We start from the raw sequence: 20,943 nt of genomic DNA, 5'->3' as shown, positions 1-20,943 counted from the left end.
CTGGCTGTTTTTTTATATTGGATTTATTCAGGATAACGACATTGCCCTGCCTTTTACTAAAACTTTCTTTTTTTGAAATTAGTAAAAAGCATAAAATATCTCTTCATATTTCTTAGGGTCATTAATATCAAAAAGGTCCGCAATCCCATTGGCTTATTTCGGATATAATAAAGCGTAAACAATTGATATTTTTTGCTCGATTTATCAAAATTCCATTTGTGCTTTTTATAGAATCCCCAATATCCCGCAAATTTCTTACGCGATCCGGTAATCCTCGCCTCGCCATGATTGACAAATAGAACTTGCGTTACTTTGTCAATTTTTAACGGTGTACCAAATTTCTCTGTAAGCCGATAAAACGCATCATAATCTTGAGCAGCTAATAGTTTTGTATCAAAAAGTACATCTTTTAGACGACGAGTTAATGTGAACATTTGGTTGCCGATAATATTCTTTTTATCGAACACGTTTTTTTCGAAAGGTGGCTTAGGATAAATGTTTAATTCAGATAGATCTGTATAATCTTTTTTATCGCAAATGTAGTCATCTGCATACAGAAACGCGTGCTGATATAGCCGATGTTGTTTCTCAAGAAATGATGATAAACGATTGGGTAGCCATGTATCGTCATCATCGATACCTGTTATCAAATATCCTGTGGCCATTTTTATAGCCTGGTTTCTTACCGCACAAGCGCCAGAATTAAATTCATTTCTGATAAATATTATTCTTGAATCTTGTATTTCATTAAGGTAATTACTGATTTTTTCGTAACCTGGAGAGCAATCATCAATAACGATCAATTCCCAATGTTGATAATCCTGCGCAATAACGGACTTTATAGCCCTGATAGCTAAATCTTCTCGATTCCAGGTGGGCATATATACAGTAATTAATGGCAACGCCGAAAAGGTATCTTTTGCCAGATCATTGCGTTCAGTGATTGCTCCGGTGAAAGAAGCACTCTCTACATCACTTCCCGTAAGATCTACGCATCTGAAATCGGTAAAATTAAAGATGGCACCTTTAAGGGTACAGTGAGATAAATTCGCACCTTTTAAAGAAGCGTAAGAAAAATCAGCCGATGTCAGATTGCTGAATGATAAATCACAACCTGAAAGATTTATATTTTTTAAATTCTTATCCGTTAAGTCCATAAAACGCATATCTCCCCCGACCCGTCTGGAGTAGTTTCCGTTATCGATACTTAAGTTTTTATGATATTTGAATGTTTTGTTATGCAAGGCGTTTGCGCTTCTATAAGTAGACATTGTTGTCTCGACAGCCGCTTCGTATAAATTATGGCATCAGAGTAGCAATTGTTCACATTTAGATAAACATGCTTACGTGTCCTGCATCTAATTTAAGATTTATCGCATGCCAACATCGTTATTTTCCTCTATGAAAACAATCCCTTCATAAACCGATGGACACCTCACTGAAAGATACGGTTAACACCCTGAGCAAGAAACCGTAAAGGGCCGAATTACCCTATAAACCCCCGTCTATTTCACGCCTTGCTGGTAAATAAATGTGGCACATTAACGTTATTGATGAATTTGTTGCGCGGCGGCTTACGTCGTCGCCTTTCGCACTGTCAGCATTTCAGGCCTCGTCAGGCTGTTGAATAAAAAAGACAGTACACACAAAAAGCGTTGTTTGTAGTGCTTGTATTTCTTCGCCGCCCAACCGGGCGGCTTTTTTCTGCTCGCCTGCCGTCATCCCATAATGCACTGCTTAACCAGATGAAAGGCTTCATTCTCGTTATCTTTGCGCCAGATAAAATACATGCGATTCGCTAACCGCTGCGGGGTTTTCAGCGGCAGGTAAACCACATTGTCAAATTTAAACGTCGTGGCGCTTTGCGGCACTACCGCCGCGCCCAGACCCACATTCACCAGCGACAGAATATTCACGGTGTTGGATTCATACTGCACGTAGTCTGGCCTGGCACCGGCGGCATCAAAAGCATGGGTCAATAAATCAAAGAACGGCTTCCAGGAGATGGAGTACATGACAACCGGCTGATTATCGAAATCTTCCAGTTGCAGCGTTTCGCGGGTTGCCAGCGCGTGCTGGCGTGGAACCGCCGCCACGAACGTCTCATCAATACAGAGCGCGCTCTCAAGGGCGTTGTTCTCGGGAATAATGCGCACGATGCCTAAATCAATCTGGCGATTGATCACCGCTTCGACCTGCTGGAAGGTATTGGTTTGTTGCAGGGAAATATGGATAAACGGAAAGGCGTCTCTCAGCCGGACCAGCAGGTGCGGCAAAAATTGATAGAAGGCATTGGGGACAAAACCAATGGCCACGGAACCCACTTCGCCGCTGGCAATCCGCCGGGTGTATTGCTCAATTTGATGAATATGTTTCATCAACTCCGAGGCTTCCTGAAAAAACGCTTTTCCCGCCGTGGTCAGCGTCACGCTGCGTTTATCCCGGTTCAGCAAGGTGATATTTAAATGCTGCTCCAGCAATTGAATTTGCCGGGTTAACGGCGGCTGGCTCATATTCAGCGACTGCGCCGCGCGACGGAAACTTAACTCCGTTGCTACTGCAATAAAACATCTCACCTGGTTAATATTCAGCATCGACAGCCAGCATTTAATAATGTGATGAATGCCCCAGACTGTGCAGAAACTTTTTCCGCCTGGCAAAAAGGTATCACTGTTTATGTGAGGAGTATCATAAAAAATCGCCCAGTGGTCGTGCGGTAAACACAGTCAATAAACAACCAATAAAATGTTACATATCAAGCAATTAATAAATAACATGTTATAAAGAATTATTCACTTCTGTGGCCCAGCGTTAATTTCACAAAAAAAGCGTCCTGCGCCTGATACCTTTTCGGTATCAGACAATACTCTCTCTAAAATGGACGACTATTAAGAACAAACTCATTCTGACTCTCATCCATTGCATACCGTTATTGAGCGAAAAAAGAATAACGTTTATTTCAGGAGAGCGAGAATGCCGATTATTGAACGTGTCGAAGTCATTGACTTTAAATATGATGTGAAAGATATGGGTTCCTCATTTACCCATGCGCACAACCATGTGGGCTATGTGGAAGGATCAACGCTGTCATTATCGAAATATGCCATCGTCGTGGAGTGTGATGATGGTTCACGCGGTGAATATGTCGCCCTCTGGGGCGGCACCCGCCCGGCGCTGGCGCAAACCCTGATGCTGGCAAGCGATTTGCCGGGCCGCGATAGCGATCAGCGTGAAGCGTTTTATACCGAATGGAACCGCCGCCTGTGCCATATGGATCATATGGGTCAGGGGCCGGTGGACATTGTGTTGTGGGATCTGGCGGGCAAACAGGCGGGCAAATCCATTTCGAAAATGATCGGCCAGTACCGCAATAAGTTGCCGACCTACGCCAGCACCTATCACGGCGATGAGGGCATGCTCAACAGCAATGCCGCCTTCGTGGACTTTGCTAAGCAGTGTTACGAGATGGGCTATCGCGCCTTTAAACACCACGGCTGGTTCGACGGCGACGCCCGTAAAGAAGCCTCGCTGGTGCTGGCTCTCGGCGAAGCGCTCAGCGACAAAATGAAACTGATGTACGACGCCGCCTCGGATCTGAAAACCTTTGCCGATGCGCTGTATGTGGGCCGTGCCTGCGACGAGGCGAATTTCTTCTGGTATGAAGATCCCTATCGCGACAACTCCCTCTCCGCCTTTTCCCATAAGAAACTGCGTTCGATGATCAAAACGCCGTTGCTTATCACCGAGCATGTGCGCGCGCTGGAGGCGAAGTGTGACTTTATTATGGCGGGCGGGACCGACTTTGTGCGCGTCGATCCGGAATATGACATGGGCATTACCGGCGCGCTGAAAACCGCGCATATGGCCGAAGCCTTCGGCCTGGATGTGGAGATCCACGCCCCAGGCCCGGCGCATCGCCAGTTGATGGCCAGCATCCGCAATACCAATTTCTACGAAATGGCGGAAGTCGGCCCGAAACTGAAAAATATCCTGCCGCCGTGCTACGCCTGCGGCTACCAGGACGAGCTGGACTCCATTGACGAAAACGGCTGCGTGACGGTGCCGGACGGCGCTGGCCTCGGTGTGACCTACGACTGGGACTGGCTTAACTACCACGCCACCAACCGTTTTGTGTTTGGCAAAAAATAACGCTTCGACCCTACAAACCCGATCCCGCCAGCCACGCAGAGGGCTGGCGGTAAGGAAAAGAACATGCGAAACGCACTTTACGCGGGGGTGAACGCTGCGGCGGCCACCTTCTTCAATGACGATCTGACGCTGAATTACGCGAAAACCGTCGCCCATTGCCACAATTTACTGGCTAACGGCTGCGACAGCCTGGCGGTGCTCGGCACCACCTCCGAAACCAACTCGCTCAGCGCAGAAGAGCGGGAAACCTTGCTGGAAGAACTGGTGAGCAGCGGGATTTCACCGGCGAAAATGCTGCCCGGCACCAGCGCCTGCGATATCCCAACCACCCTTCGATTAACGCGCCACGCAGCAAAACTGGGCTGCCCCGGCGTCTTACTGCTGCCGCCCTTCTATTACAAAGCACCCTCAGAACAGGGGCTGTTTGCTTTTTACAGCGCGATTGCCGAGGCGGTCGGTCACGACGTGAAACTCTATTTCTATAACTTCCCGCAGCAGAGCACCATTGCGATCACGCTGGATCTGATTGAACGCCTTATCGCGCGCCACCCCGGCGTGTTCCAGGGCATCAAAGACAGCAGCGGTGATTTCGCCAACACCGTGGCTTATATCAACCGTTTTTCCGCCGGGGGCTTTGAGGTTTACTCCGGTGCCGACGTCACCTTTGCCCAGGTGATGCAGGCCGGTGCGGCTGGGTGTATCACCGCCACCACCAATATTGCCTCAACGTTAACGGCATTTATCTACCGCAACTATGACAATGCCGACGGGCTGGCGGCGCAGGAGCAGCTTAGCCGCGTGCGCCAGGTGGTAGGCATGGCGGACACCATTCCGGCAGTAAAAACCCTGCTGGCTTACACAACGCGCGAAGCATCATGGGAAACGGTGCGCCCGCCATTGTGCGCACTCCCTTCAGATATCCGCTCGCGCCTTATTGCGGCGTACGAGTCAGTAAGCGTGCAAGCCCCTCAACGTTTCGGAGTGTAAGCCATGAAAAAAAGCAACGTACGTTACGTGATGCTGGGGTTTATGGGGGCGGCAATGCTGGTCAATTTTATCGATCGCGCAACGCTTTCCGTCGCCGCCCCGGTGATGAGCAAAGAGTTAGGTTTTAGCCCCGCCGATATGGGCTGGGCATTTTCCGCCTTTGGCTGGGCCTATATGTTATGCCAGATCCCCGGCGGTATTTTGCTGGATAAATTTGGCTCCCGGCTGGTTTACGGCCTGGCGATGATCGTCTGGTCGGTGTTTACCTTCTTACAAGGCGCGGTCTACCTTTTCCCTTCCACCTTTGTGATGTTATTTGTCTTCCGGTTTCTGATGGGCATGGCGGAATCCCCGGCGACACCAGCCAGTAGCCGCCTGTCAGTGCAGTGGTTTCCCAATAACGAGCGCGGTTTCGCCACCTCGATTTACCAGACCGCGCCCTACGTCGCGCTGGGCGTGTTTACGCCGATCCTGTCGTATGTCATCACCCTCACCAGTTGGCATTACGTCTTTTTCAGCGCCGGTCTGCTGGGCATTGTGTTTGGTCTGTTCTGGCTCGGTTTCGTGCGCGATCCGCTGAAGCATAAAAAAATCAATCAACAAGAGCTGGAATACATCCGAAGCGGCGGCGGGATCCCGGAACTCGGTTCCTCCACGCAGGCGAAGCAGGTGATTAGCTGGCAGCAAGTCAAAAATATGTGTGCCAACCGCATGATGATTGGCGTCTATATCGGCCAGTTCTGCCTGACGTCAATCACCTGGTTCTTTTTTACCTGGTTCCCGACTTATCTCTATCAGGACAAAGGAATGTCGATCATCAAAGTCGGGCTGGTGGCGGCGATTCCGGCAATCGCAGGCTTTGTCGGCGGGATTGTGGGCGGCATGTTGTCCGATTACCTGCTGCGCAAAGGCTACAGCCTGACGTTCTCGCGCAAACTGCCGATTGTGCTCGGCATGTTGCTCTCCTGCTCAATCATCATTGCCAACTATACGCAATCGACGCCGCTGGTCATTTTTGTAATGAGTCTGGCCTTCTTTGCCAAAGGCTTCAGCAACCTGGGCTGGTGTGTGCTGAGCGACACCTCACCGAAAGAGGCGCTGGGGCTGGCGGGCGGTATTTTTAATACCTTCGGTAACATTGCCGGCATCCTGACGCCGCTGGTGATCGGCTTTATTATCCAGGCCACCGGCTCGTTTGACTGGGCGATTATCTATATCGGCTCGATGGGGCTGATTGGCGTAATTGCTTACCTGTTTATCGTCGGCAAACTGGAACGCCTGACCCTCGATGCAACACCGGCTTCGCACACGGGTAGCGCCGTTTTACACAAATCCTGAAGCAATGGGGACAGGTTCCCCATTCAGCCATACTGCTTTCGACGGTTGCAGTATGGCTTTTTTTCATCCCGTTTTTGGCAACTGCCTGAAATTCTCCGCCAGCAAGAAAAAATCCTGTCTCATCACCCGTTTATGCGTAGAGTAAAATGGTTGCATTTTTGGCAAGGCCTTTCGGTATAAAGGAATTCCTTCATGTTTGATACCACGCTGTTTATTTTACTCGCGCTCGTCGCGCTGGGGTTCGCCAGCCACAACACTACCGTTGCGATCGCGGTCCTGGTGCTGATCATTGTGCGCATTACGCCCCTCAATACTTACTTTCCGTGGATTGAAAAACAGGGGCTGACCATCGGCATTATCATTCTGACCATTGGCGTGATGGCCCCGATTGCCAGCGGTACGCTTCCGCCCTCGACGCTGCTGCACTCGTTTGTTAACTGGAAATCGCTGCTCGCCATTGCGGTTGGGGTGTTTGTGTCGTGGCTGGGCGGTCGCGGGGTCACGCTGATGAGTGCGCAACCGTCGCTGGTCGCCGGTTTACTGGTGGGAACGGTATTAGGTGTGGCCCTGTTCCGGGGTGTTCCGGTCGGGCCACTGATTGCCGCAGGTCTGGTGTCGCTGTTAATTGGCCGGCAGTGAGTAACGCCGCTGCCAGCGCTTAACGCTAAACTCCAGCGCGCTGCACAGCAGGTAATAGACCAGACCGGTAAAGATAAATAACGCTGCCGGGTAGACCTGTACCCGGTTATTCACCTGCCCGGCCACGGTGGTCAGTTCCGGTACGTTGACGATGAACGCCAGCGAAGTGTCTTTCAACAGCGCAATAAGCAAGCCGATATACGACGGGAGCGCATTGCGTAACGCCTGCGGCAGCAACACCAGCCGCAGGATCTGCACACTGCCAAATCCGCTGCTCAGCGCGGCTTCATACTGCCCTTTTGGTAATGCACCCAGCGCTGCCAGCGTCGAGTACATCACCGACGCAGACGTAAACCACGCCAGCGCCAGCGTGACGGTTACCGCGCCAGGCAAATCCGCCCCCGTCAGCCACGGCAGTAAAAACCACAGCCAGAAGATAACGAAAATCAGCGGAATACCGCGAATCAGTTCGGCCCACAGAAACAGCACCTTGCGCGGCCAGCCACGAAACCGCCAGGCGCAACATGCCAGCAAGATACCGCCGGGAAACGCCAGCGCGGCAGCGCCGAGGGTCATCAGCAGCGATAACAGCACGCCGCCAGGCTCGCCCTGCGCTGCCCGCCCCCACAGCAGATAGTCGAGGTTGTCGGTAATGACGGTGATATTAGCGATCACGGTGCACCTCCGGCGCGCGACGTAATGCCTGCGGCAGATTAAACAACGCGCTCATCAGCAGACCGAGCAGCAAATAGAGCGCGCTACCGATGACAAACGCTTCCAGCGCATGGGCGTTAAAACTTTCAATCTGCCGGGTCTGGTAGGTCAGTTCCCCAAGACCAATCCCCGTCGCCAGTGACGAGAGTTTCATCAGGTTGAGATACTGGCCGACCACCGGTTGCCAGGCATTGCGCAAACCTTGCGGCAGCAGCACCCAGCGAAACAGTGCCAGCTGGCTGAATCCCTGCGACTGAGCGGCTTCAACCTGCCCGCGCGGAACGGCAAGTAAACCCGCCTGAATCTCTTCAACGAGAAACGCGGCGGTAAACAGCCCCAGCGCCCAGGCCGATGAGAGAAACTCCGGCGTAAACCACCAGACATCTCCCGGCAGGATGCTAAACGCGTGATCATCATTGACGTACTGGCGAAAACCCAGCGGCAGAAAGTTCCAGGCGGCGAAATACCAGAACAGCAGTTGCACCAGCAGCGGCGTATTGCGAAACAGCGATACCCATATCGCAACCGCGCCCCTGCCCGCTTTACCGCCCGCCAGACGCAGTGCCAGCAGCAATACGGTGAGCGCGGTCGCCAGTAGCGTGCCCGCAACGGTGACCCAAATGGTGGTCAGGAAACCCGAAATAATCCATTGCGCGGGCTGTCCGGTGAGCACGCCCGCCCAGTCGAGATGCAGCGCCATTACAACTCCTTGCTATCGGCATGCAGCGGGTTGAGCACCTTTTGCAGAAAACGTTGTGCTCGCGGGTGCTGCGGTGCAGTAAAAAACTGCGCCGGGGCTGCTTGTTCGAGGATCTCCCCACCGTCGATAAAGATAACCCGGTCAGCAATTTCGCGGGCGAACTGCATCTCGTGGGTGACCACAATCAGCGTAATGCCGCTGTGTGCCAGGGATTTCATCACTTGCAGCACTTCGCCAATCATCTCCGGGTCAAGCGCTGAAGTAGGTTCATCAAACAAAATGATATGCGGATCGGCGGCCAGCGTGCGGGCAATCGCCACCCGCTGCTGCTGCCCGCCGGAAAGCTGGGATGGATAGTGTTCAGCTTTATCCTGCAACCCGACGCGCGCCAGCAATGCAAGGCCAATTGCCTGCGCCTCAGCGGCGGTTTTGCCATGAATGCGCCGCAACGCAAGGGTGATATTGTCCAGCGCGTTCAGGTGCGCGTAGAGGTTGAATTGCTGAAACACAAAGCCAACATGGCGGCGTAACTCACGCAACCCGCGCCCGGTTAAGCGGCTGGTTGGCTGACCATCAACGAAAATTTCGCCACCGCTCAGGGTTTCCAGTTGGTTAATCAGGCGAATAAGCGTTGATTTGCCGGAGCCGGACGGCCCGCACACCGCCAGCACTTCCCCGGCGGCAACCTGCAAATCAATCGAATTGAGCACCACGTTGTCGCCGTAACGTTTACTGACTTTGCGAAACGCCACCGTGCCTTTTTGCACGGGCAACACCTCCGTGGCATCAGCCACAGAGGCGGAAAACAGACCTGCCAGCATAGTTACTTCGCTTCTATGGTAAAGCTGCGCGGAGCCGGGGTTTTGGTTTGCGGGCCAAACCAGGTATCGTAGATTTTTGCCGCGTCACCGCTTTTCTCAAGGTTCACCAGCTCATCATTCACCGCTTTCAGCAGCGCGGTTTCCCCTTTGGTGACGCCCACGCCAATCTCCTCTTTCGACAGCAGATCCGGCAGGATTTTGAACTTCGCTTTGTCCGGCGCTTCCGCCAGCAAGCCCGCCAGAATAGTGCTGTCCTGCGTGATCGCCTGCACATTACCGTTACGCAACGCGGTCAACGCCAGCGGGATATCGTCATAGGCCAGTACGCGGGATTGCGGAAAACGCTGGTGCAGCGTCTGTTCGCCGGTGGTGCCTTTCACCGCGCCAATACGCGCTTTGCTGTAGGCGTCCAGTTTGTCGGGTGCCGTGGCCGGCACGAGGAACTGCTGGCCGGTGACAAAATACGGCGTGGAGAAGTCAATCACCTGCGCACGTTCAGGCGTAATGGTGATATCGGCAACAATCAGATCCACTTTGCCGGATTGCAGCAGCGGAATACGGTTCGCCGGGTTGGTGGCGACCAGCTGGAGTTTCACGCCGAGGCTTTTTGCCAGCGCTTTGGCGAAATCGACGTCATATCCCACAATATCGTGCGTTTTCGGGTCGATAGCACCAAACGGCGGGTTGGCATCAAAAGTGGCGACTTTTACCACGCCTGCGGCTTTGATATCAGCCAGTTTGTCGGCATGAGCCGAAAAAGAGAGCGCTGAAAGTAGCGCCAGTGCGCTGAGCGCACCCATTTTTTTAGTGTGTAATGTGGTTGCCATGCTCATCTTTACGCCCTGTTATTGTGTTAATTGCAGCGTTAAAGTCACATAAGCCTTTTCATCAGACAAATATCAAAAAGTGCATTGATTATCCGAAAAAGTTATTAAAACCAGACTTGCCATACTAATCACTTATCTTGCTCGTTCTGCCAGAACAAACACACAAAGCCCACAGTAACGCAAAGGGAAAGGCAGTAAAAAAATCTACCGCTCGCCGAGTGCGGCAAGATAACGCCCCGGTGTTTGCCCTAACCCTTTTTTAAACATGGTGATAAACGCCGTGGTGGAGTCATAACCTAACGTCTGGGCGATATGCTGCACTGATTGCCCGTCAATCAATAAGCGCAGCGCGAGGATCAACTGCATCTGGTGTCGCCAGCGGCGAAAACTTAAACCTGTCTCTTTCACCACCAGCCGCGCCAGGTTGCGCTCGCTCATGGCAAACACTTGCGCCCACTGCGCCAGCGTCTGCCTCTCGGCCGGGCGGCTCTCCATGCTGTCGACCATCTGGCGAATTTTCGGGTGCGCCGATACCGGAAGCTGGAGTTGCATTTGCGGCTGATCCGGCAGTTCATCGAATAACACCTGCACCAGACGCTGCGTTTCCGGCTGACGGCGCTGTAGGTGCGAGCGCGAGGCCAGAGACAGGATCAGTTCGCGAACCAGCGGCGAAATCTTCAGCGTGCAGCAGTGTTCCGGCATCACCACCGACCAGGCTTCGATAAACAGAAAACAGAGCTGGGCGTTCGGCGTGGCGCGGTTGCTGTGCGGCACGAAGCCCGGTAGCCACATCGCGTGATGCGGCGGCACCATCCAGCGGGCGTGTTCCACTTCACAGGTGATTGCCCCGGTCAGCGCCAGGATAAGCTGCCCTTTGCGGTGGTAGTGCGCGGGAATAAGCTGCTCGCTCTCATCAACCGTGATGCGAAAAGCGACGGCAGCTTCTTGCTGGCTGTCGGGATCGTAGCCACCTAATCCAAGTCCGTGCATTAATTTGTCCGAATTTAGCGATAAAGTGTCATTTTAGCTTGATTCAAACGCGCGGGAAAAACGGTATCGTAACCGCCTGCTTTCAATGATGAGAATACGATGACCACTAGCCTCTCTTCCCGTGGCAAACAAGGGCTCCTGCTGATTGCCGGGATCCTGATGATTGCGACTACGCTTCGCGTCACCTTTACCGGTGCCGCCCCTTTGCTTGATGCGATTCGCGCGGAATATGGTTTAACCACCGCGCAAACCGGGATGCTTACCACCTTGCCGCTGCTCGCTTTTGCGCTGATCTCGCCGCTGGCGGCAGGTGTTGCCCGCCGTTTTGGCATGGAGCGCAGCCTGTTTATGGCATTGGTGTTGATTTGTCTCGGCATCGCCATTCGTTCCCTGCCCTCGGCGATGTTGCTGTTCGCTGGCACGGCGGTGATCGGCTGTGGCATTGCGCTGGGAAATGTGTTGCTGCCCGGCATGTTGAAGCGCGATTTTGCACAGCATGTGGCAAAACTGACCGGCGCGTACTCCCTGACGATGGGCGCGGCGGCGGCGCTGGGTTCAGCGGCAGTGGTGCCGATAGCGCAGAGCGGCGCAGGCTGGCATGGCGCGTTATTAACATTGATGGTTTTCCCGCTGCCGGCGCTGCTGCTATGGTTACCGCGCTTGCGTTTTGGCGTGCCGACCAATCTCAGCAACTCCGGGGCATTGCATAGCCGGGGGATCTGGCGCTCGGCGCTCGCCTGGCAGGTGACGCTGTTCCTCGGCATTAACTCGCTGATTTATTACATCGTGATTGGCTGGCTGCCGTCGATTTTGATTAGCCAGGGTTTTAGCGAAGCGCAGGCTGGCTCCCTGCATGGGGTGCTGCAACTGGCAACCGCTGCGCCCGGTTTACTGGTCCCGCTGGTGCTGCACCGGCTCAAGGATCAGCGCGGCATCGCAGTCGTGGTGGCGTTACTGTGCGCGATCGGCGCATTGGGTTTGTGGTTACAGCCCGGACAGGCCGCCGTGTGGACTATCGTGTATGGTTTTGGCTCCGGCGCAACCATGATCCTCGGTCTGACCTTTATTGGCCTGCGTGCCAGTTCGGCGCACCAGGCTGCCGCACTCTCCGGAATGGCGCAATCCGTGGGCTATTTGCTGGCTGCCTGCGGGCCGCCGCTGATGGGGAAAATCCACGACGCCAGCGGCGACTGGCATATTCCGCTGCTGGCGTGTGGGGTATTGTCGGTGGTGATGGCGGTGTTCGGCGCGTATGCCGGGCGCGACAGAGAGATTATTGCAGGGTGAAAGCGCCCGCCATCCGGCGAAAAGCGTTACTCCCCCGCCGCGCGAAGCATCGCCTGCACCAGCGGCACCGGGCGTCCGGCCAGCGCACCGCGTTCATGCTGGAACAGCGTGGCGACAAAAAACGGATGCGTCACCAGCTCGACCGCGCGGATTTCGCCCTCTTCATCCCAGCCGGTGACGCGCAAATCGCCGCTCTCCAGTTCACGGGCGAATTCTGACGAGACGCCAAAACTACAGCGGTAAGCTTCTTCAATCTGATCGCGGCCATAGGCGCGGGCAATCAACGTATTGGGGCGCAACTCAATCGACCCCGTTTGCTCCACCAGCGCGCAGCTTAGCGGCGTAATCACCATCCGCCCTTGCTGTTCCGTTTCGGCGTGCGCCGCATCCTCCCAGCCCAGCACATGACGGGCATATTCAATGACCGCATGCTGAAAACCGCCGCAGGTGCCAAGGAATGGCACCGCATTTTCCCGCGCGTATTTAATGGCGATAAACGCACCGTGCGCATTTTTATAGGGGCTTCCCGGCACGACCCAAATGGCATCATAGCCAACCAGGTCTTCATCGCTGCCGATTTCGCTGGTTGCCAGCCAGTCGTAATCTGCGGTTATCTCCAGCACGGCAGCGGCATCGTCAATCGCCAGCGGGATCGCCTGGTGCGCAACGATGTCGTGGTTGTAATCACCAACCAGCGCGATGCGCACTGTTTTTTTGGGGGGGATATGGTGCATGGTAGAGTCCTTATGCCGTGTCAGATAAGTAATAACATAAGGAACATCACGATAGCCGTCTTTTAATGTAATCACAACACCTTAAAATCAGCGGGGTGTTATCACTACAAATTATGTAAAAAGAGAGAACGAGCCATGATTAAGTGCAAACGCGTCTATGAATCCCCGGCTAAAGAGGATGGCTACCGGGTACTGGTTGACCGGCTCTGGCCGCGCGGGGTGAAAAAAACGGATCTTCAGTACGATGAGTGGTGCAAAACCCTGGCCCCGTCAACGGAACTGCGTAAGGCGTTCCACGGCGAAGCGATTGATTTTTCCGCCTTTCGCGAAAGCTATCGTCAGGAGCTGGAGGCGCAGAAAGAGGAAGGCAAAAAGCTGGCGGCGCGGGGGGCGAAAAGCGCCATCACGCTGTTATACGCGGCGAAAGACACCGAACATAATCACGCTCGCATACTGGCAGAGTGGCTACGCGCGCTGGCTTAGCCGATTGCCTGCTCGTATACATCCTGCGGTTGGCTGTCCGGCTGGAGCGGCATCAGGTGTTCGGCGCGCACAAAAGCAAAACCGCGCTGACCGTCAAACGCCGTAACATCCCCGGTGACCAGCCACAGCGCACGCGGAGCGCTGCGCGGCATTTCAGTCATAAACCCGTTTACCGGGTTGAGAAAACGTTCTCCGGGCTGACACAGCCCGAATAATTCAACGGATTTACCAATATTGCTCCGCCCGGTGGCGGTTTGGGCACCAATCACTAACGCCTGGCTGCCCGGTCGTAACTGAAACATGTTTCTCTCGTGCGCTCACATAAACTGGAAATGAGATAATTCTGATAGAGAAGTTTACCTGGCTTTAGGCGCACTGTCATCCTGATGCCGCTGTTTTATCCTTCACGTGGCGGAAAACACTTCTCAGTGTGCCCCCAGAGCGGGCAACTCTCCATGATTTCTCCATTCTTACTGCACTTTTGGTCGTTATAGTTTGCCCTGTTCTCACCCATGACCAGAGAACATCATTCCGTAATCAATGAGTTTTTGCCCCGCTTCATCAACGGGGCTTTTTTTTGCTCTCCCGCCGCGATATATCAAATTGTCATCTTTCATGTTTTAATCACGCGCAGCCAATACCATTGTGAAAAATCTCTGTTTTTTCGGTTTCATACCCACTTAATTTTGGCGTTTAACGCCAGTGAAGGAGTTTTCGTGAGAAAGACAACCATCATTATGCTGATCGTGGCAATTGTTGCCGTTGCCGGAACCCAATTCGGCTGGTGGTAATCCAAAACGCTGTGTCGCCCTCACTCCCGCACCAATGATGGGGACGTTTGAAATTTCACAAGGGCTTGCGCACCCTATAACAATTGGGAACAGGAATGATTAATATGCTGATCATAAATTTTATCAATCCATCCACCGCAAAATTTGCGTTTGCGCAGATCGGGGCAGCGGGTTATAAAGTGCACAAGTGACGGATATACGATTTAACAGGTTTTCAAATCATTCGCTGGCAGTTTTGATGTCGAAACTGCCATCTTTTATTTTTTCTTTCTAAACCTATAGTTATGGTGTTTTAGGGTTCTGCTGAACTCTTTAATGAGTACGCAGGATCAGGCTGATCGCATCCTGCTCAGACAATCCATATTCCTTAATAAAAACATCCATTGATTCTTCCTGCGTTTCATTAAATAACGCCGCGCCGCCGCTGGTGTGAATATTACCCGATACCACATCCCCTCTTTCGACGTCGCAGCTTCCGATTAATTCTGCAATAGCAAACTCTCCTTTTTCGTCGCGGATAACAATAAATCCAATGCGATGCTCGTGATGAATGACAGTACCTTTCATAAGAAAAATCCATTCGCGGTAAGTTATTTTCAGCGTAGCTGACGCTTTGAAAATAGAGAATCTTCTTTGCCTGCTTTAGTGAGCTGACGCAGCATTCTTATCACTCGTCACGGCTTTGATATAAATAACTCTTTTTTGCCCGATGCTAAGTATGAGGCGATGTAAACCTGGATATAGCGCTCATTTTCTCGCCACGGGCAGGCATAGTGTAAGGATAACTTCCAGGAGGATACGTCCATGAAAAAATTACTGATCTGTTGTCTTTTCGGCAATACCGCCAATTCTCTGGCGAAAAAAATGCAAAAAGCAGCAAATGAGCTGGGTTACCCACTACTGGTTAGTGCGGTAGGGCTGGAGAATTTTGCCAGCGTCGCGCCGGCTTTTGACTGCTATCTGGTTGCGCCGCATATTCAGTACAAGATCGATGAACTGAAAGCCACCATTGGCAATAATGCCCCTATTGCGATTATCGAAAGCTATCCTTTTGCGTCAATGGATGGCGAGGCTGTATTGAAATTTGTGATGGAAAAGATGCCTGAGCCCGCGGCCTGACCAAAAGCTACGTCTGCCTTCGCGGACGTGGCTTTTTTTAGGCTGTTCAGGCGTTGTTTTAATTAGGGTTGCCACACCGGCATAAGCCAGGAAGATATTGCCCAACTCACCCTCTTTTCGCGCTTGAATACTGATTTTTTATCCAGTATAAATGCTGCACGAAAAATCAGAGTGAATAGGACTACCCTGTGTTTGTTGAACTGGTTTATGACAAGCGTAACGTTGAAGGTTTACCCGGTGCGAGAGAGATTATCCTTACCGAACTGACGAAGCGTGTGCACCGCCTCTTTCCCGACGCCGATGTACGCGTAAAACCCATGCAGGCCAATGGCTTGAACAGCGATGCCAGCAAAAGCGATCGCGAAAAACTCAATCGCATGCTGGAAGAGATGTTTGAGGAAGCGGATATGTGGATGGTGCAGGATTAACTCATCAAGCTTTCCCCTGCAACTGGATAGCATGTCGTCCAGTTGTAGTTGATTCTCGCAAGCTTAAGCTCCCCGGATACCTCACCAAAGCGCTGTGACTGGCGTTCGCGGAAAAACGTCCGCAACGCCTCTGGCATAAATGCAGCCCGGTAACGTAGCAACGTGCTATGCCAGAATGGCGCAGGCAACGGCGTATTCCTGTGGCGGGCACGCAACTCCTCTTTCCAGGGAGAATTCAGGATCTGCTCACAGAAAGCATGGCGAAGTGACACCGCTGTTTCATCCGGGATGCCTGCCAACAAAAGCTGCCTCGGCAGCGCCACTAGCCGTAATTGGCGAATGTGGATGGATCTGGCCTGATAACCCTGCCAAATTTCCGTCAAAAACCGCACTTTCTCTGGTAGTGGTGCGTTTGGTTGATACAACGGCAAGGTCAGGGGCAAAAAGGTGAAGTGAAACCCCATATCTGGCAGCACGTCCGCCAGCGGATCATGCCCGATAAGATGGCGAAGTTGCCTGAGAAGCGCCGTTACTGGCTGTGGTAAAACAGGCTGTATGCCCGCCGCCAGGGCAAGTTTTCGCGGATCATAATAATCCTCCCGTCGTTTTCCGATGCCGCTATTTTCTTGCCAGAGTGTCAGCGTGTTTTCGTTCGTCGCGCCATAAAGGCTTTCAAGATCAACGGATTCCATTTCATGCTCTGTCGCTTCGATAAAAAAAGAGTGTAGTACAAAGAAGGCAGGCAAAAATAGTGGCCTTATCCTTTTTAAACGCTACGCTTAAATCAGCAACGGATGCCCTTATCAACGCCATTTCGGCTAATTGTGACCATTTGTATTTCCCGTTTAGGAAATATTTAACTGTCTACATTCATAGTGTTAAGCATGGAGGCATTATTGTGTTGATACTTCAAGAAAATATTGGTAGCGGCCGTCACAGACATTGTTACCAGCACCCTTTCGATAATCATAAATGCATCAAAACCCTTTACAACCCTGATGATGGCGGGCTTAAAGAAGTTAAGCGCGAAGTGTCTTATTACCTGAAAAAAACAGATTCGATTCAGGCTTGCCGTGCGATCCCTAATTATTACGGAACGGTGCAAACAAATTTCGGCACCGGTTATGTTTTCGATCTTGTCACCGATTACGATGGGGAAATATCTAAAAGCCTCGCGTTTTATATCAAGCATAAGCGCATGCCAATGCCGGTTCTTGAGCAGAAAATTGCCGAGCTCCGCGACACGCTAATTGAACATGGCATCTCCACCATGACGTTAAAAGAGTATAACGTGCTGGTACGTAAGGCAGCTCCGCATGAATATAGCCTGGTCGTGATAGACAATATTGGCGAAGCGGAATTTGTTCCCGTTGCGTCTTATATCCCCTTTCTGCATCGCCGGAAAGTGGACAGGTTAATTCAACGCTTTAAACACCGCATCCATAAAGTTAGCCGTACCGCTCAGGCTTTATAAGCCGTTAAGAAAGAGCTTACCTGCGTAAAACATGAATAGCACCGGCTCTTCAGTCGGTTTGCTGTTTTTAGATCCACCTACCAAAAGAAGCGACATAAAGACACTTATAGCGAAGAAGATGCACGATATATGAAGTAAGTTAGCCCGCTAATTATGTTTATTTATGGCTAACCCATGAAATTTGATACGCGCCTGACGCCCACGACCCTTGTTCTGGCGGTGTTCTCTTGCCTGATCCCCTTTTTCGCTGATTTTTCTTTTCCGCTTGACCATGGATTGTCCGTTGAGTGGGTAGAAAACGCGCAGGCGTTATGGCTGTTTTTCGGTTTTCTTTTCACCTTACGCTTCGCTTGTAGTACTGCGTTAACCGCCGGGTCAAAGGCGTTCTGGCTGTGGGCGGCATTATGGTGGCTTGTTTTATTGGGGCGCAGCACAAGCTGGGGAAGAGACTATTTTCCTGGGGAGCCGCGTCTCCTCTTCCGCCTGATTTCCGTACTACTGATTGGCGCGCTGGTCCTTTTTGTCTTCTTCTCCCGGGCGTTACGCGACGAAATTTTAAACCGTCTTCGTAACGAAACGTTCCTGGTCTGGACGTTCGGTTTGGTCGTTGTCACTTTTCTTATCTCGGACAGCGTGGAGCATCACCGCTTAATTGCGCATTTCTTCCTGCATAAGCCGGCTTATCAGGACCTCATTGAAGAGCTTTATGAAATCCCCTTTATGGTAGGTCTGTTCTGCGTTTCATACGATTTAATGCAACGGCAGAAGAGTGTGAGTCACCAATTTGCGATGAGTGATTAATATGCATGTCCAACCGAGATGTTCACGGATAATGCTGCGGTATGGGGTATCAAACACGACCGGCATCTGCTTCAGATAATCCTGTGCGTGGCGGCGTTTTTTCCAGGAAGTGAGGGTGATAAGCCAGCGCATCTTTCGCGTAAGGTATGCGCCCTCCAATGCCATATCAACGAGCCATGGCCAGAATATGCAATTCCTCTGATGGCCCCCATTTACTTTTCCGCTTCGCATGGTCTTTTGATCCCAGGCTGCACATATAAAAGCATCAGAATAGAGAGACATACCATCTATGCTGGCCTGAGTTAATTCCTAAAATGATTTACTCCGCTATTGGCTTAACTTGATTGATCAAGAGGTTAGCCGCTCCGATTTCTACTCATTCTGATAACAATCGAATTAACAAGCCCTTAACGTTGTAAGTTTCACTTAAGTGACTATAACCATAGGGTGAGGGTTCCGTACCGCTACCCCTGATGGACTTCATATAAGGAATGAGGAAAAGAAAAATGAAAAAGATACTGTCTGCCATTTTTTTACTTTTGGTCGCAGGTAATGCCGTCGCCGCCCCCGCTTCTGCTCTGGATATCAATACAGGTGAAGCGGCAGGCGCAAATGCATCCGAATTCGCCGTCGGGTCGTCGGCCATTGCTGGCATCACTGTAGCAACAGCCATAACCGGTGTGGCGCTGATCGCCGCCGGTGGCAGCGATGGTTCCAGTACCGGCACGACAACCACCACTACAACATCGACCCAGTAAAATAATTTAGGCGAGGTTCGGCGAGCCTCGCCTTATCACTGCACTATGCCCCCCCACCGCACCAGGCTACCTGTTCCAGGATTATACAGTTCGAGAGATACGATATGTCCTTACACCGGATGGTAAAACGCTTAAGTACCAATTTCAGCCTTACGTGAGCAATATGGGCTGTCAGGGCATAACCGATAAAACAAAAGCGGATGGTTTACTGTGTCAGAATGGCGTCGGGCAGAAGGTTCTCTTCATTTTTGTTGAGAAAGGTGTTTTGCAAAAACATGGCAACCTTTAACTTTTGGGATTTAAAAAGTCAGTGGGCAGGCAGTAGCGATTATTTGCCCACTCAACTGCGGGTTGCGGCTCTGGTCGGTAGAGTGAAGAGAGCGCTTCATGGGCCGACTGAACGTTATGATGATGACCGGGGAAAAGACTGGGTGATCGTCACCACAAAAACAGGGTCATAAAGCCGGGGTTTTGAGGAAGAACTTTTCCAGGCATAAAAAAACGGGAACCACTCGGCTCCCGTTCTTATTTAACCCAGAAACTGGATTACATATTCGCGATAATCGCGTCGCCAAACTCGCTACATTTCAGCAGTTTAGCGCCTTCCATCAGACGTTCGAAATCGTAGGTCACGGTTTTGGCAGCGATTGCGCCTTCGGTGCCTTTGACGATCAGGTCTGCGGCTTCGAACCATTCCATATGACGCAGCATCATCTCTGCGGAAAGGATGATAGAACCCGGGTTCACTTTGTCCTGGCCCGCGTATTTCGGCGCAGTACCGTGGGTTGCTTCGAACAGGGCGCATTCGTCACCGATGTTCGCGCCAGGTGCGATACCGATACCGCCAACCTGTGCGGCCAGGGCGTCGGAAATGTAGTCACCGTTCAGGTTCATACAGGCGATAACGTCGTATTCCGCCGGACGCAGCAGGATCTGTTGCAGGAACGCATCTGCAATCACATCTTTAATGATGATCTCTTTGCCGGTTTTCGGGTTTTTGATTTTTTGCCACGGGCCGCCATCGATCAGCTCGCCGCCGAACTCTTCGCGTGCCAACTGGTAACCCCAGTCTTTGAACGCGCCTTCGGTGAACTTCATGATGTTGCCTTTGTGCACCAGCGTCACAGAATCGCGGTCGTTAGTGATTGCGTATTCGATCGCCGCGCGCACCAGGCGTTTGGTGCCGTCTTCAGAACACGGTTTGATGCCGATACCGCAATGTTCCGGGAAGCGAATTTTCTTCACGCCCATCTCTTCGCGCAGGAATTTAATCACTTTTTCCGCGTCGGCAGAGTCGGCTTTCCACTCGATACCGGCGTAGATGTCTTCGGAGTTCTCACGGAAGATGACCATATCGGTCAGCTCAGGGTGTTTCACCGGGCTCGGGGTGCCCTGGTAGTAACGTACCGGGCGCAGGCAGATGTACAGATCCAGCTCCTGGCGCAGCGCAACGTTCAGAGAACGAATACCGCCGCCAACGGGCGTGGTCAGGGGGCCTTTAATCGCAACGCGATAATCACGAATCAGATCAAGAGTTTCAGGCGGCAGCCAGACGTCCTGGCCATAAACCTGGGTCGATTTCTCGCCGGTATAAATTTCCATCCAGGAAATTTTACGCTCACCTTTGTAGGCTTTTTCCACGGCGGCATCGACCACTTTCAGCATAGCCGGGGTCACGTCAACACCGATACCGTCACCTTCAATGAACGGAATAATCGGGTTATTCGGAACGTTGAGCTTGCCATTTTGCAGGGTGATCTTATTACCTTCCGCCGGAACAACTACTTTGCTTTCCATTCACCTCTCCTTCGAGCGCTTCTGGTTGTTTTGCTCGCTGACTTCATGCCGGGGCGCTCAGACTGCGTCCGCTCACCTGTTACGTGAATCACACAGAGCAAACCGT

Annotated in this window: 24 protein-coding genes and 1 pseudogene; 12 read left to right on the top strand and 13 right to left on the bottom strand. The window is 52.0% G+C overall.

Features of this window, described 5'->3' with window-relative positions; all coding sequences use genetic code 11:
• Positions 1-56: 56 nt before the first annotated feature.
• From wcaA to Q5705_00615, 3 genes and pseudogenes are all read right to left on the bottom strand, one after another.
• Positions 57-902, bottom strand: coding sequence for a colanic acid biosynthesis glycosyltransferase WcaA (wcaA, locus tag Q5705_00625; GenBank protein WLI79082.1), 846 nt, complete (start codon positions 900-902; stop codon positions 57-59).
• Positions 903-959: 57 nt separating this feature from the next.
• Positions 960-1,157, bottom strand: a pseudogene (locus tag Q5705_00620) (pentapeptide repeat-containing protein).
• Positions 1,158-1,718: 561 nt separating this feature from the next.
• On the bottom strand, positions 1,719-2,594 hold the full coding sequence (locus tag Q5705_00615; protein WLI77105.1) for a LysR family transcriptional regulator: 876 nt from the start codon (positions 2,592-2,594) through the stop codon (positions 1,719-1,721).
• Positions 2,595-2,973: 379 nt separating this feature from the next.
• Between Q5705_00615 and Q5705_00610 the strand changes: the two genes are divergently transcribed.
• The 4 genes from Q5705_00610 to Q5705_00595 all read left to right on the top strand — a co-directional run bounded on the left by Q5705_00610 (position 2,974) and on the right by Q5705_00595 (position 7,113).
• Positions 2,974-4,149: an enolase C-terminal domain-like protein gene (locus tag Q5705_00610; protein WLI77104.1), complete on the top strand. Its 1,176-nt coding sequence runs from the start codon at positions 2,974-2,976 to the stop codon at positions 4,147-4,149.
• A gap of 63 nt (positions 4,150-4,212) precedes the next feature.
• Complete coding sequence (locus Q5705_00605) at positions 4,213-5,136, top strand: dihydrodipicolinate synthase family protein (GenBank protein WLI77103.1); 924 nt, start codon at positions 4,213-4,215, stop codon at positions 5,134-5,136.
• A gap of 3 nt (positions 5,137-5,139) precedes the next feature.
• Positions 5,140-6,474, top strand: coding sequence for an MFS transporter (locus Q5705_00600; protein WLI77102.1), 1,335 nt, complete (start codon positions 5,140-5,142; stop codon positions 6,472-6,474).
• Between the two features lie 192 nt (positions 6,475-6,666).
• Positions 6,667-7,113, top strand: coding sequence for a DUF441 domain-containing protein (locus Q5705_00595; GenBank protein ID WLI77101.1), 447 nt, complete (start codon positions 6,667-6,669; stop codon positions 7,111-7,113).
• Here the strand turns inward: Q5705_00595 and Q5705_00590 are convergent.
• From Q5705_00590 to Q5705_00570, 5 genes are all read right to left on the bottom strand, one after another.
• Positions 7,096-7,788 (bottom strand): amino acid ABC transporter permease, encoded by a 693-nt coding sequence (locus Q5705_00590; GenBank protein ID WLI77100.1) that lies wholly within the window; start codon positions 7,786-7,788, stop codon positions 7,096-7,098. The two genes, Q5705_00595 and Q5705_00590, sit on opposite strands and share 18 nt — an antisense overlap.
• The gene (locus tag Q5705_00585; GenBank protein WLI77099.1) at positions 7,778-8,527 is read right to left on the bottom strand and encodes an amino acid ABC transporter permease; all 750 of its coding nucleotides are present in this window, start codon (positions 8,525-8,527) and stop codon (positions 7,778-7,780) included. Before Q5705_00585 ends, Q5705_00590 begins: the two co-directional genes overlap by 11 nt.
• Entirely contained in the window at positions 8,527-9,348 is an 822-nt protein-coding gene (locus Q5705_00580; protein WLI77098.1) for an amino acid ABC transporter ATP-binding protein, read from the bottom strand. Before Q5705_00580 ends, Q5705_00585 begins: the two co-directional genes overlap by 1 nt.
• 2 nt (positions 9,349-9,350) lie before the next feature.
• Positions 9,351-10,148, bottom strand: coding sequence for an ABC transporter substrate-binding protein (locus Q5705_00575; protein ID WLI79081.1), 798 nt, complete (start codon positions 10,146-10,148; stop codon positions 9,351-9,353).
• A 231-nt stretch (positions 10,149-10,379) separates the two neighbouring features.
• Positions 10,380-11,165, bottom strand: a complete 786-nt coding sequence (locus Q5705_00570) for a helix-turn-helix transcriptional regulator (protein ID WLI77097.1) — start codon at positions 11,163-11,165, stop codon at positions 10,380-10,382.
• Positions 11,166-11,264: 99 nt separating this feature from the next.
• Here Q5705_00570 and Q5705_00565 point away from each other — a divergent pair, with 99 nt between their 5' ends.
• Complete coding sequence (locus tag Q5705_00565) at positions 11,265-12,452, top strand: CynX/NimT family MFS transporter (GenBank protein WLI77096.1); 1,188 nt, start codon at positions 11,265-11,267, stop codon at positions 12,450-12,452.
• A gap of 26 nt (positions 12,453-12,478) precedes the next feature.
• Here Q5705_00565 and Q5705_00560 read toward each other — a convergent pair whose 3' ends face one another.
• Complete coding sequence (locus tag Q5705_00560) at positions 12,479-13,186, bottom strand: CTP synthase (GenBank protein ID WLI77095.1); 708 nt, start codon at positions 13,184-13,186, stop codon at positions 12,479-12,481.
• Between the two features lie 135 nt (positions 13,187-13,321).
• Between Q5705_00560 and Q5705_00555 the strand changes: the two genes are divergently transcribed.
• Positions 13,322-13,669 carry a DUF488 domain-containing protein gene (locus Q5705_00555; GenBank protein ID WLI77094.1) on the top strand — a complete coding sequence of 116 codons (348 nt, stop codon included), beginning with the start codon at positions 13,322-13,324 and terminating at the stop codon, positions 13,667-13,669.
• Here Q5705_00555 and Q5705_00550 read toward each other — a convergent pair.
• Both Q5705_00550 and Q5705_00545 read right to left on the bottom strand, forming a co-directional pair.
• Complete coding sequence (locus tag Q5705_00550; protein WLI77093.1) at positions 13,666-13,971, bottom strand: hypothetical protein; 306 nt, start codon at positions 13,969-13,971, stop codon at positions 13,666-13,668. The genes Q5705_00555 and Q5705_00550 overlap by 4 nt on opposite strands.
• A gap of 801 nt (positions 13,972-14,772) precedes the next feature.
• Positions 14,773-15,027 (bottom strand): hypothetical protein, encoded by a 255-nt coding sequence (locus Q5705_00545; protein ID WLI77092.1) that lies wholly within the window; start codon positions 15,025-15,027, stop codon positions 14,773-14,775.
• A gap of 237 nt (positions 15,028-15,264) precedes the next feature.
• Between Q5705_00545 and Q5705_00540 the strand changes: the two genes are divergently transcribed.
• Together Q5705_00540 and Q5705_00535 are read left to right on the top strand one after the other, a co-directional pair.
• A complete protein-coding gene (locus Q5705_00540; GenBank protein ID WLI77091.1) occupies positions 15,265-15,579 on the top strand; it encodes a PTS cellobiose transporter subunit IIB in 315 nt (104 codons plus the stop codon).
• Between the two features lie 188 nt (positions 15,580-15,767).
• Entirely contained in the window at positions 15,768-16,007 is a 240-nt protein-coding gene (locus Q5705_00535; GenBank protein WLI77090.1) for a DinI family protein, read from the top strand.
• Here Q5705_00535 and Q5705_00530 read toward each other — a convergent pair.
• Positions 16,004-16,699: a hypothetical protein gene (locus Q5705_00530; protein ID WLI77089.1), complete on the bottom strand. Its 696-nt coding sequence runs from the start codon at positions 16,697-16,699 to the stop codon at positions 16,004-16,006. The two genes, Q5705_00535 and Q5705_00530, sit on opposite strands and share 4 nt — an antisense overlap.
• Positions 16,700-16,758: 59 nt before the next feature.
• On the opposite strand from Q5705_00530, the gene Q5705_00525 reads away from it, so the two are divergent.
• The 4 genes from Q5705_00525 (at position 16,759) to Q5705_00510 (ending at position 19,501) form a co-directional block, all read left to right on the top strand.
• Positions 16,759-17,481: a YrbL family protein gene (locus Q5705_00525; GenBank protein ID WLI77088.1), complete on the top strand. Its 723-nt coding sequence runs from the start codon at positions 16,759-16,761 to the stop codon at positions 17,479-17,481.
• 174 nt (positions 17,482-17,655) lie between these two features.
• Positions 17,656-18,282 (top strand): hypothetical protein, encoded by a 627-nt coding sequence (locus Q5705_00520; GenBank protein WLI77087.1) that lies wholly within the window; start codon positions 17,656-17,658, stop codon positions 18,280-18,282.
• A gap of 506 nt (positions 18,283-18,788) precedes the next feature.
• A complete protein-coding gene (gene yjbE, locus Q5705_00515; GenBank protein WLI77086.1) occupies positions 18,789-19,040 on the top strand; it encodes an exopolysaccharide production protein YjbE in 252 nt (83 codons plus the stop codon).
• A gap of 275 nt (positions 19,041-19,315) precedes the next feature.
• Positions 19,316-19,501 carry a hypothetical protein gene (locus tag Q5705_00510; protein ID WLI77085.1) on the top strand — a complete coding sequence of 62 codons (186 nt, stop codon included), beginning with the start codon at positions 19,316-19,318 and terminating at the stop codon, positions 19,499-19,501.
• Between the two features lie 85 nt (positions 19,502-19,586).
• Here Q5705_00510 and icd read toward each other — a convergent pair whose 3' ends face one another.
• Complete coding sequence (gene icd / locus Q5705_00505) at positions 19,587-20,837, bottom strand: NADP-dependent isocitrate dehydrogenase (protein WLI77084.1); 1,251 nt, start codon at positions 20,835-20,837, stop codon at positions 19,587-19,589.
• Between the last annotated feature and the right edge of the window lie 106 nt (positions 20,838-20,943).

The organism is Kosakonia sp. H02 (assembly GCA_030704225.1).
GTDB lineage: Bacteria > Pseudomonadota > Gammaproteobacteria > Enterobacterales > Enterobacteriaceae > Kosakonia.
The sequence above is the reverse complement of the archived record's forward strand: the minus strand, read 5'-3'. Positions and strand labels throughout refer to the sequence as shown.

Bases quoted from the DNA above. Each gene is read 5' to 3' on its own strand.
- icd (WLI77084.1), bottom strand. From the start codon at position 20,837: ATGGAAAGCAAAGTAGTTGTTCCGGCGGAAGGTAATAAGATCACCCTG.
- Q5705_00595 (WLI77101.1), top strand. From the start codon at position 6,667: ATGTTTGATACCACGCTGTTTATTTTACTCGCGCTCGTCGCGCTGGGG.
- Q5705_00600 (WLI77102.1), top strand. From the start codon at position 5,140: ATGAAAAAAAGCAACGTACGTTACGTGATGCTGGGGTTTATGGGGGCG.
- yjbE (WLI77086.1), top strand. From the start codon at position 18,789: ATGAAAAAGATACTGTCTGCCATTTTTTTACTTTTGGTCGCAGGTAAT.
- Q5705_00610 (WLI77104.1), top strand. From the start codon at position 2,974: ATGCCGATTATTGAACGTGTCGAAGTCATTGACTTTAAATATGATGTG.
- Q5705_00615 (WLI77105.1), bottom strand. From the start codon at position 2,594: ATGCTGAATATTAACCAGGTGAGATGTTTTATTGCAGTAGCAACGGAG.
- Q5705_00605 (WLI77103.1), top strand. From the start codon at position 4,213: ATGCGAAACGCACTTTACGCGGGGGTGAACGCTGCGGCGGCCACCTTC.
- Q5705_00565 (WLI77096.1), top strand. From the start codon at position 11,265: ATGACCACTAGCCTCTCTTCCCGTGGCAAACAAGGGCTCCTGCTGATT.
- Q5705_00555 (WLI77094.1), top strand. From the start codon at position 13,322: ATGATTAAGTGCAAACGCGTCTATGAATCCCCGGCTAAAGAGGATGGC.
- Q5705_00530 (WLI77089.1), bottom strand. From the start codon at position 16,699: ATGGAATCCGTTGATCTTGAAAGCCTTTATGGCGCGACGAACGAAAAC.
- Q5705_00575 (WLI79081.1), bottom strand. From the start codon at position 10,148: ATGGGTGCGCTCAGCGCACTGGCGCTACTTTCAGCGCTCTCTTTTTCG.
- Q5705_00560 (WLI77095.1), bottom strand. From the start codon at position 13,186: ATGCACCATATCCCCCCCAAAAAAACAGTGCGCATCGCGCTGGTTGGT.
- Q5705_00540 (WLI77091.1), top strand. From the start codon at position 15,265: ATGAAAAAATTACTGATCTGTTGTCTTTTCGGCAATACCGCCAATTCT.
- Q5705_00570 (WLI77097.1), bottom strand. From the start codon at position 11,165: ATGCACGGACTTGGATTAGGTGGCTACGATCCCGACAGCCAGCAAGAA.
- Q5705_00580 (WLI77098.1), bottom strand. From the start codon at position 9,348: ATGCTGGCAGGTCTGTTTTCCGCCTCTGTGGCTGATGCCACGGAGGTG.
- Q5705_00545 (WLI77092.1), bottom strand. From the start codon at position 15,027: ATGAAAGGTACTGTCATTCATCACGAGCATCGCATTGGATTTATTGTT.
- Q5705_00550 (WLI77093.1), bottom strand. From the start codon at position 13,971: ATGTTTCAGTTACGACCGGGCAGCCAGGCGTTAGTGATTGGTGCCCAA.
- Q5705_00520 (WLI77087.1), top strand. From the start codon at position 17,656: ATGAAATTTGATACGCGCCTGACGCCCACGACCCTTGTTCTGGCGGTG.
- Q5705_00510 (WLI77085.1), top strand. From the start codon at position 19,316: ATGGCAACCTTTAACTTTTGGGATTTAAAAAGTCAGTGGGCAGGCAGT.
- Q5705_00585 (WLI77099.1), bottom strand. From the start codon at position 8,527: ATGGCGCTGCATCTCGACTGGGCGGGCGTGCTCACCGGACAGCCCGCG.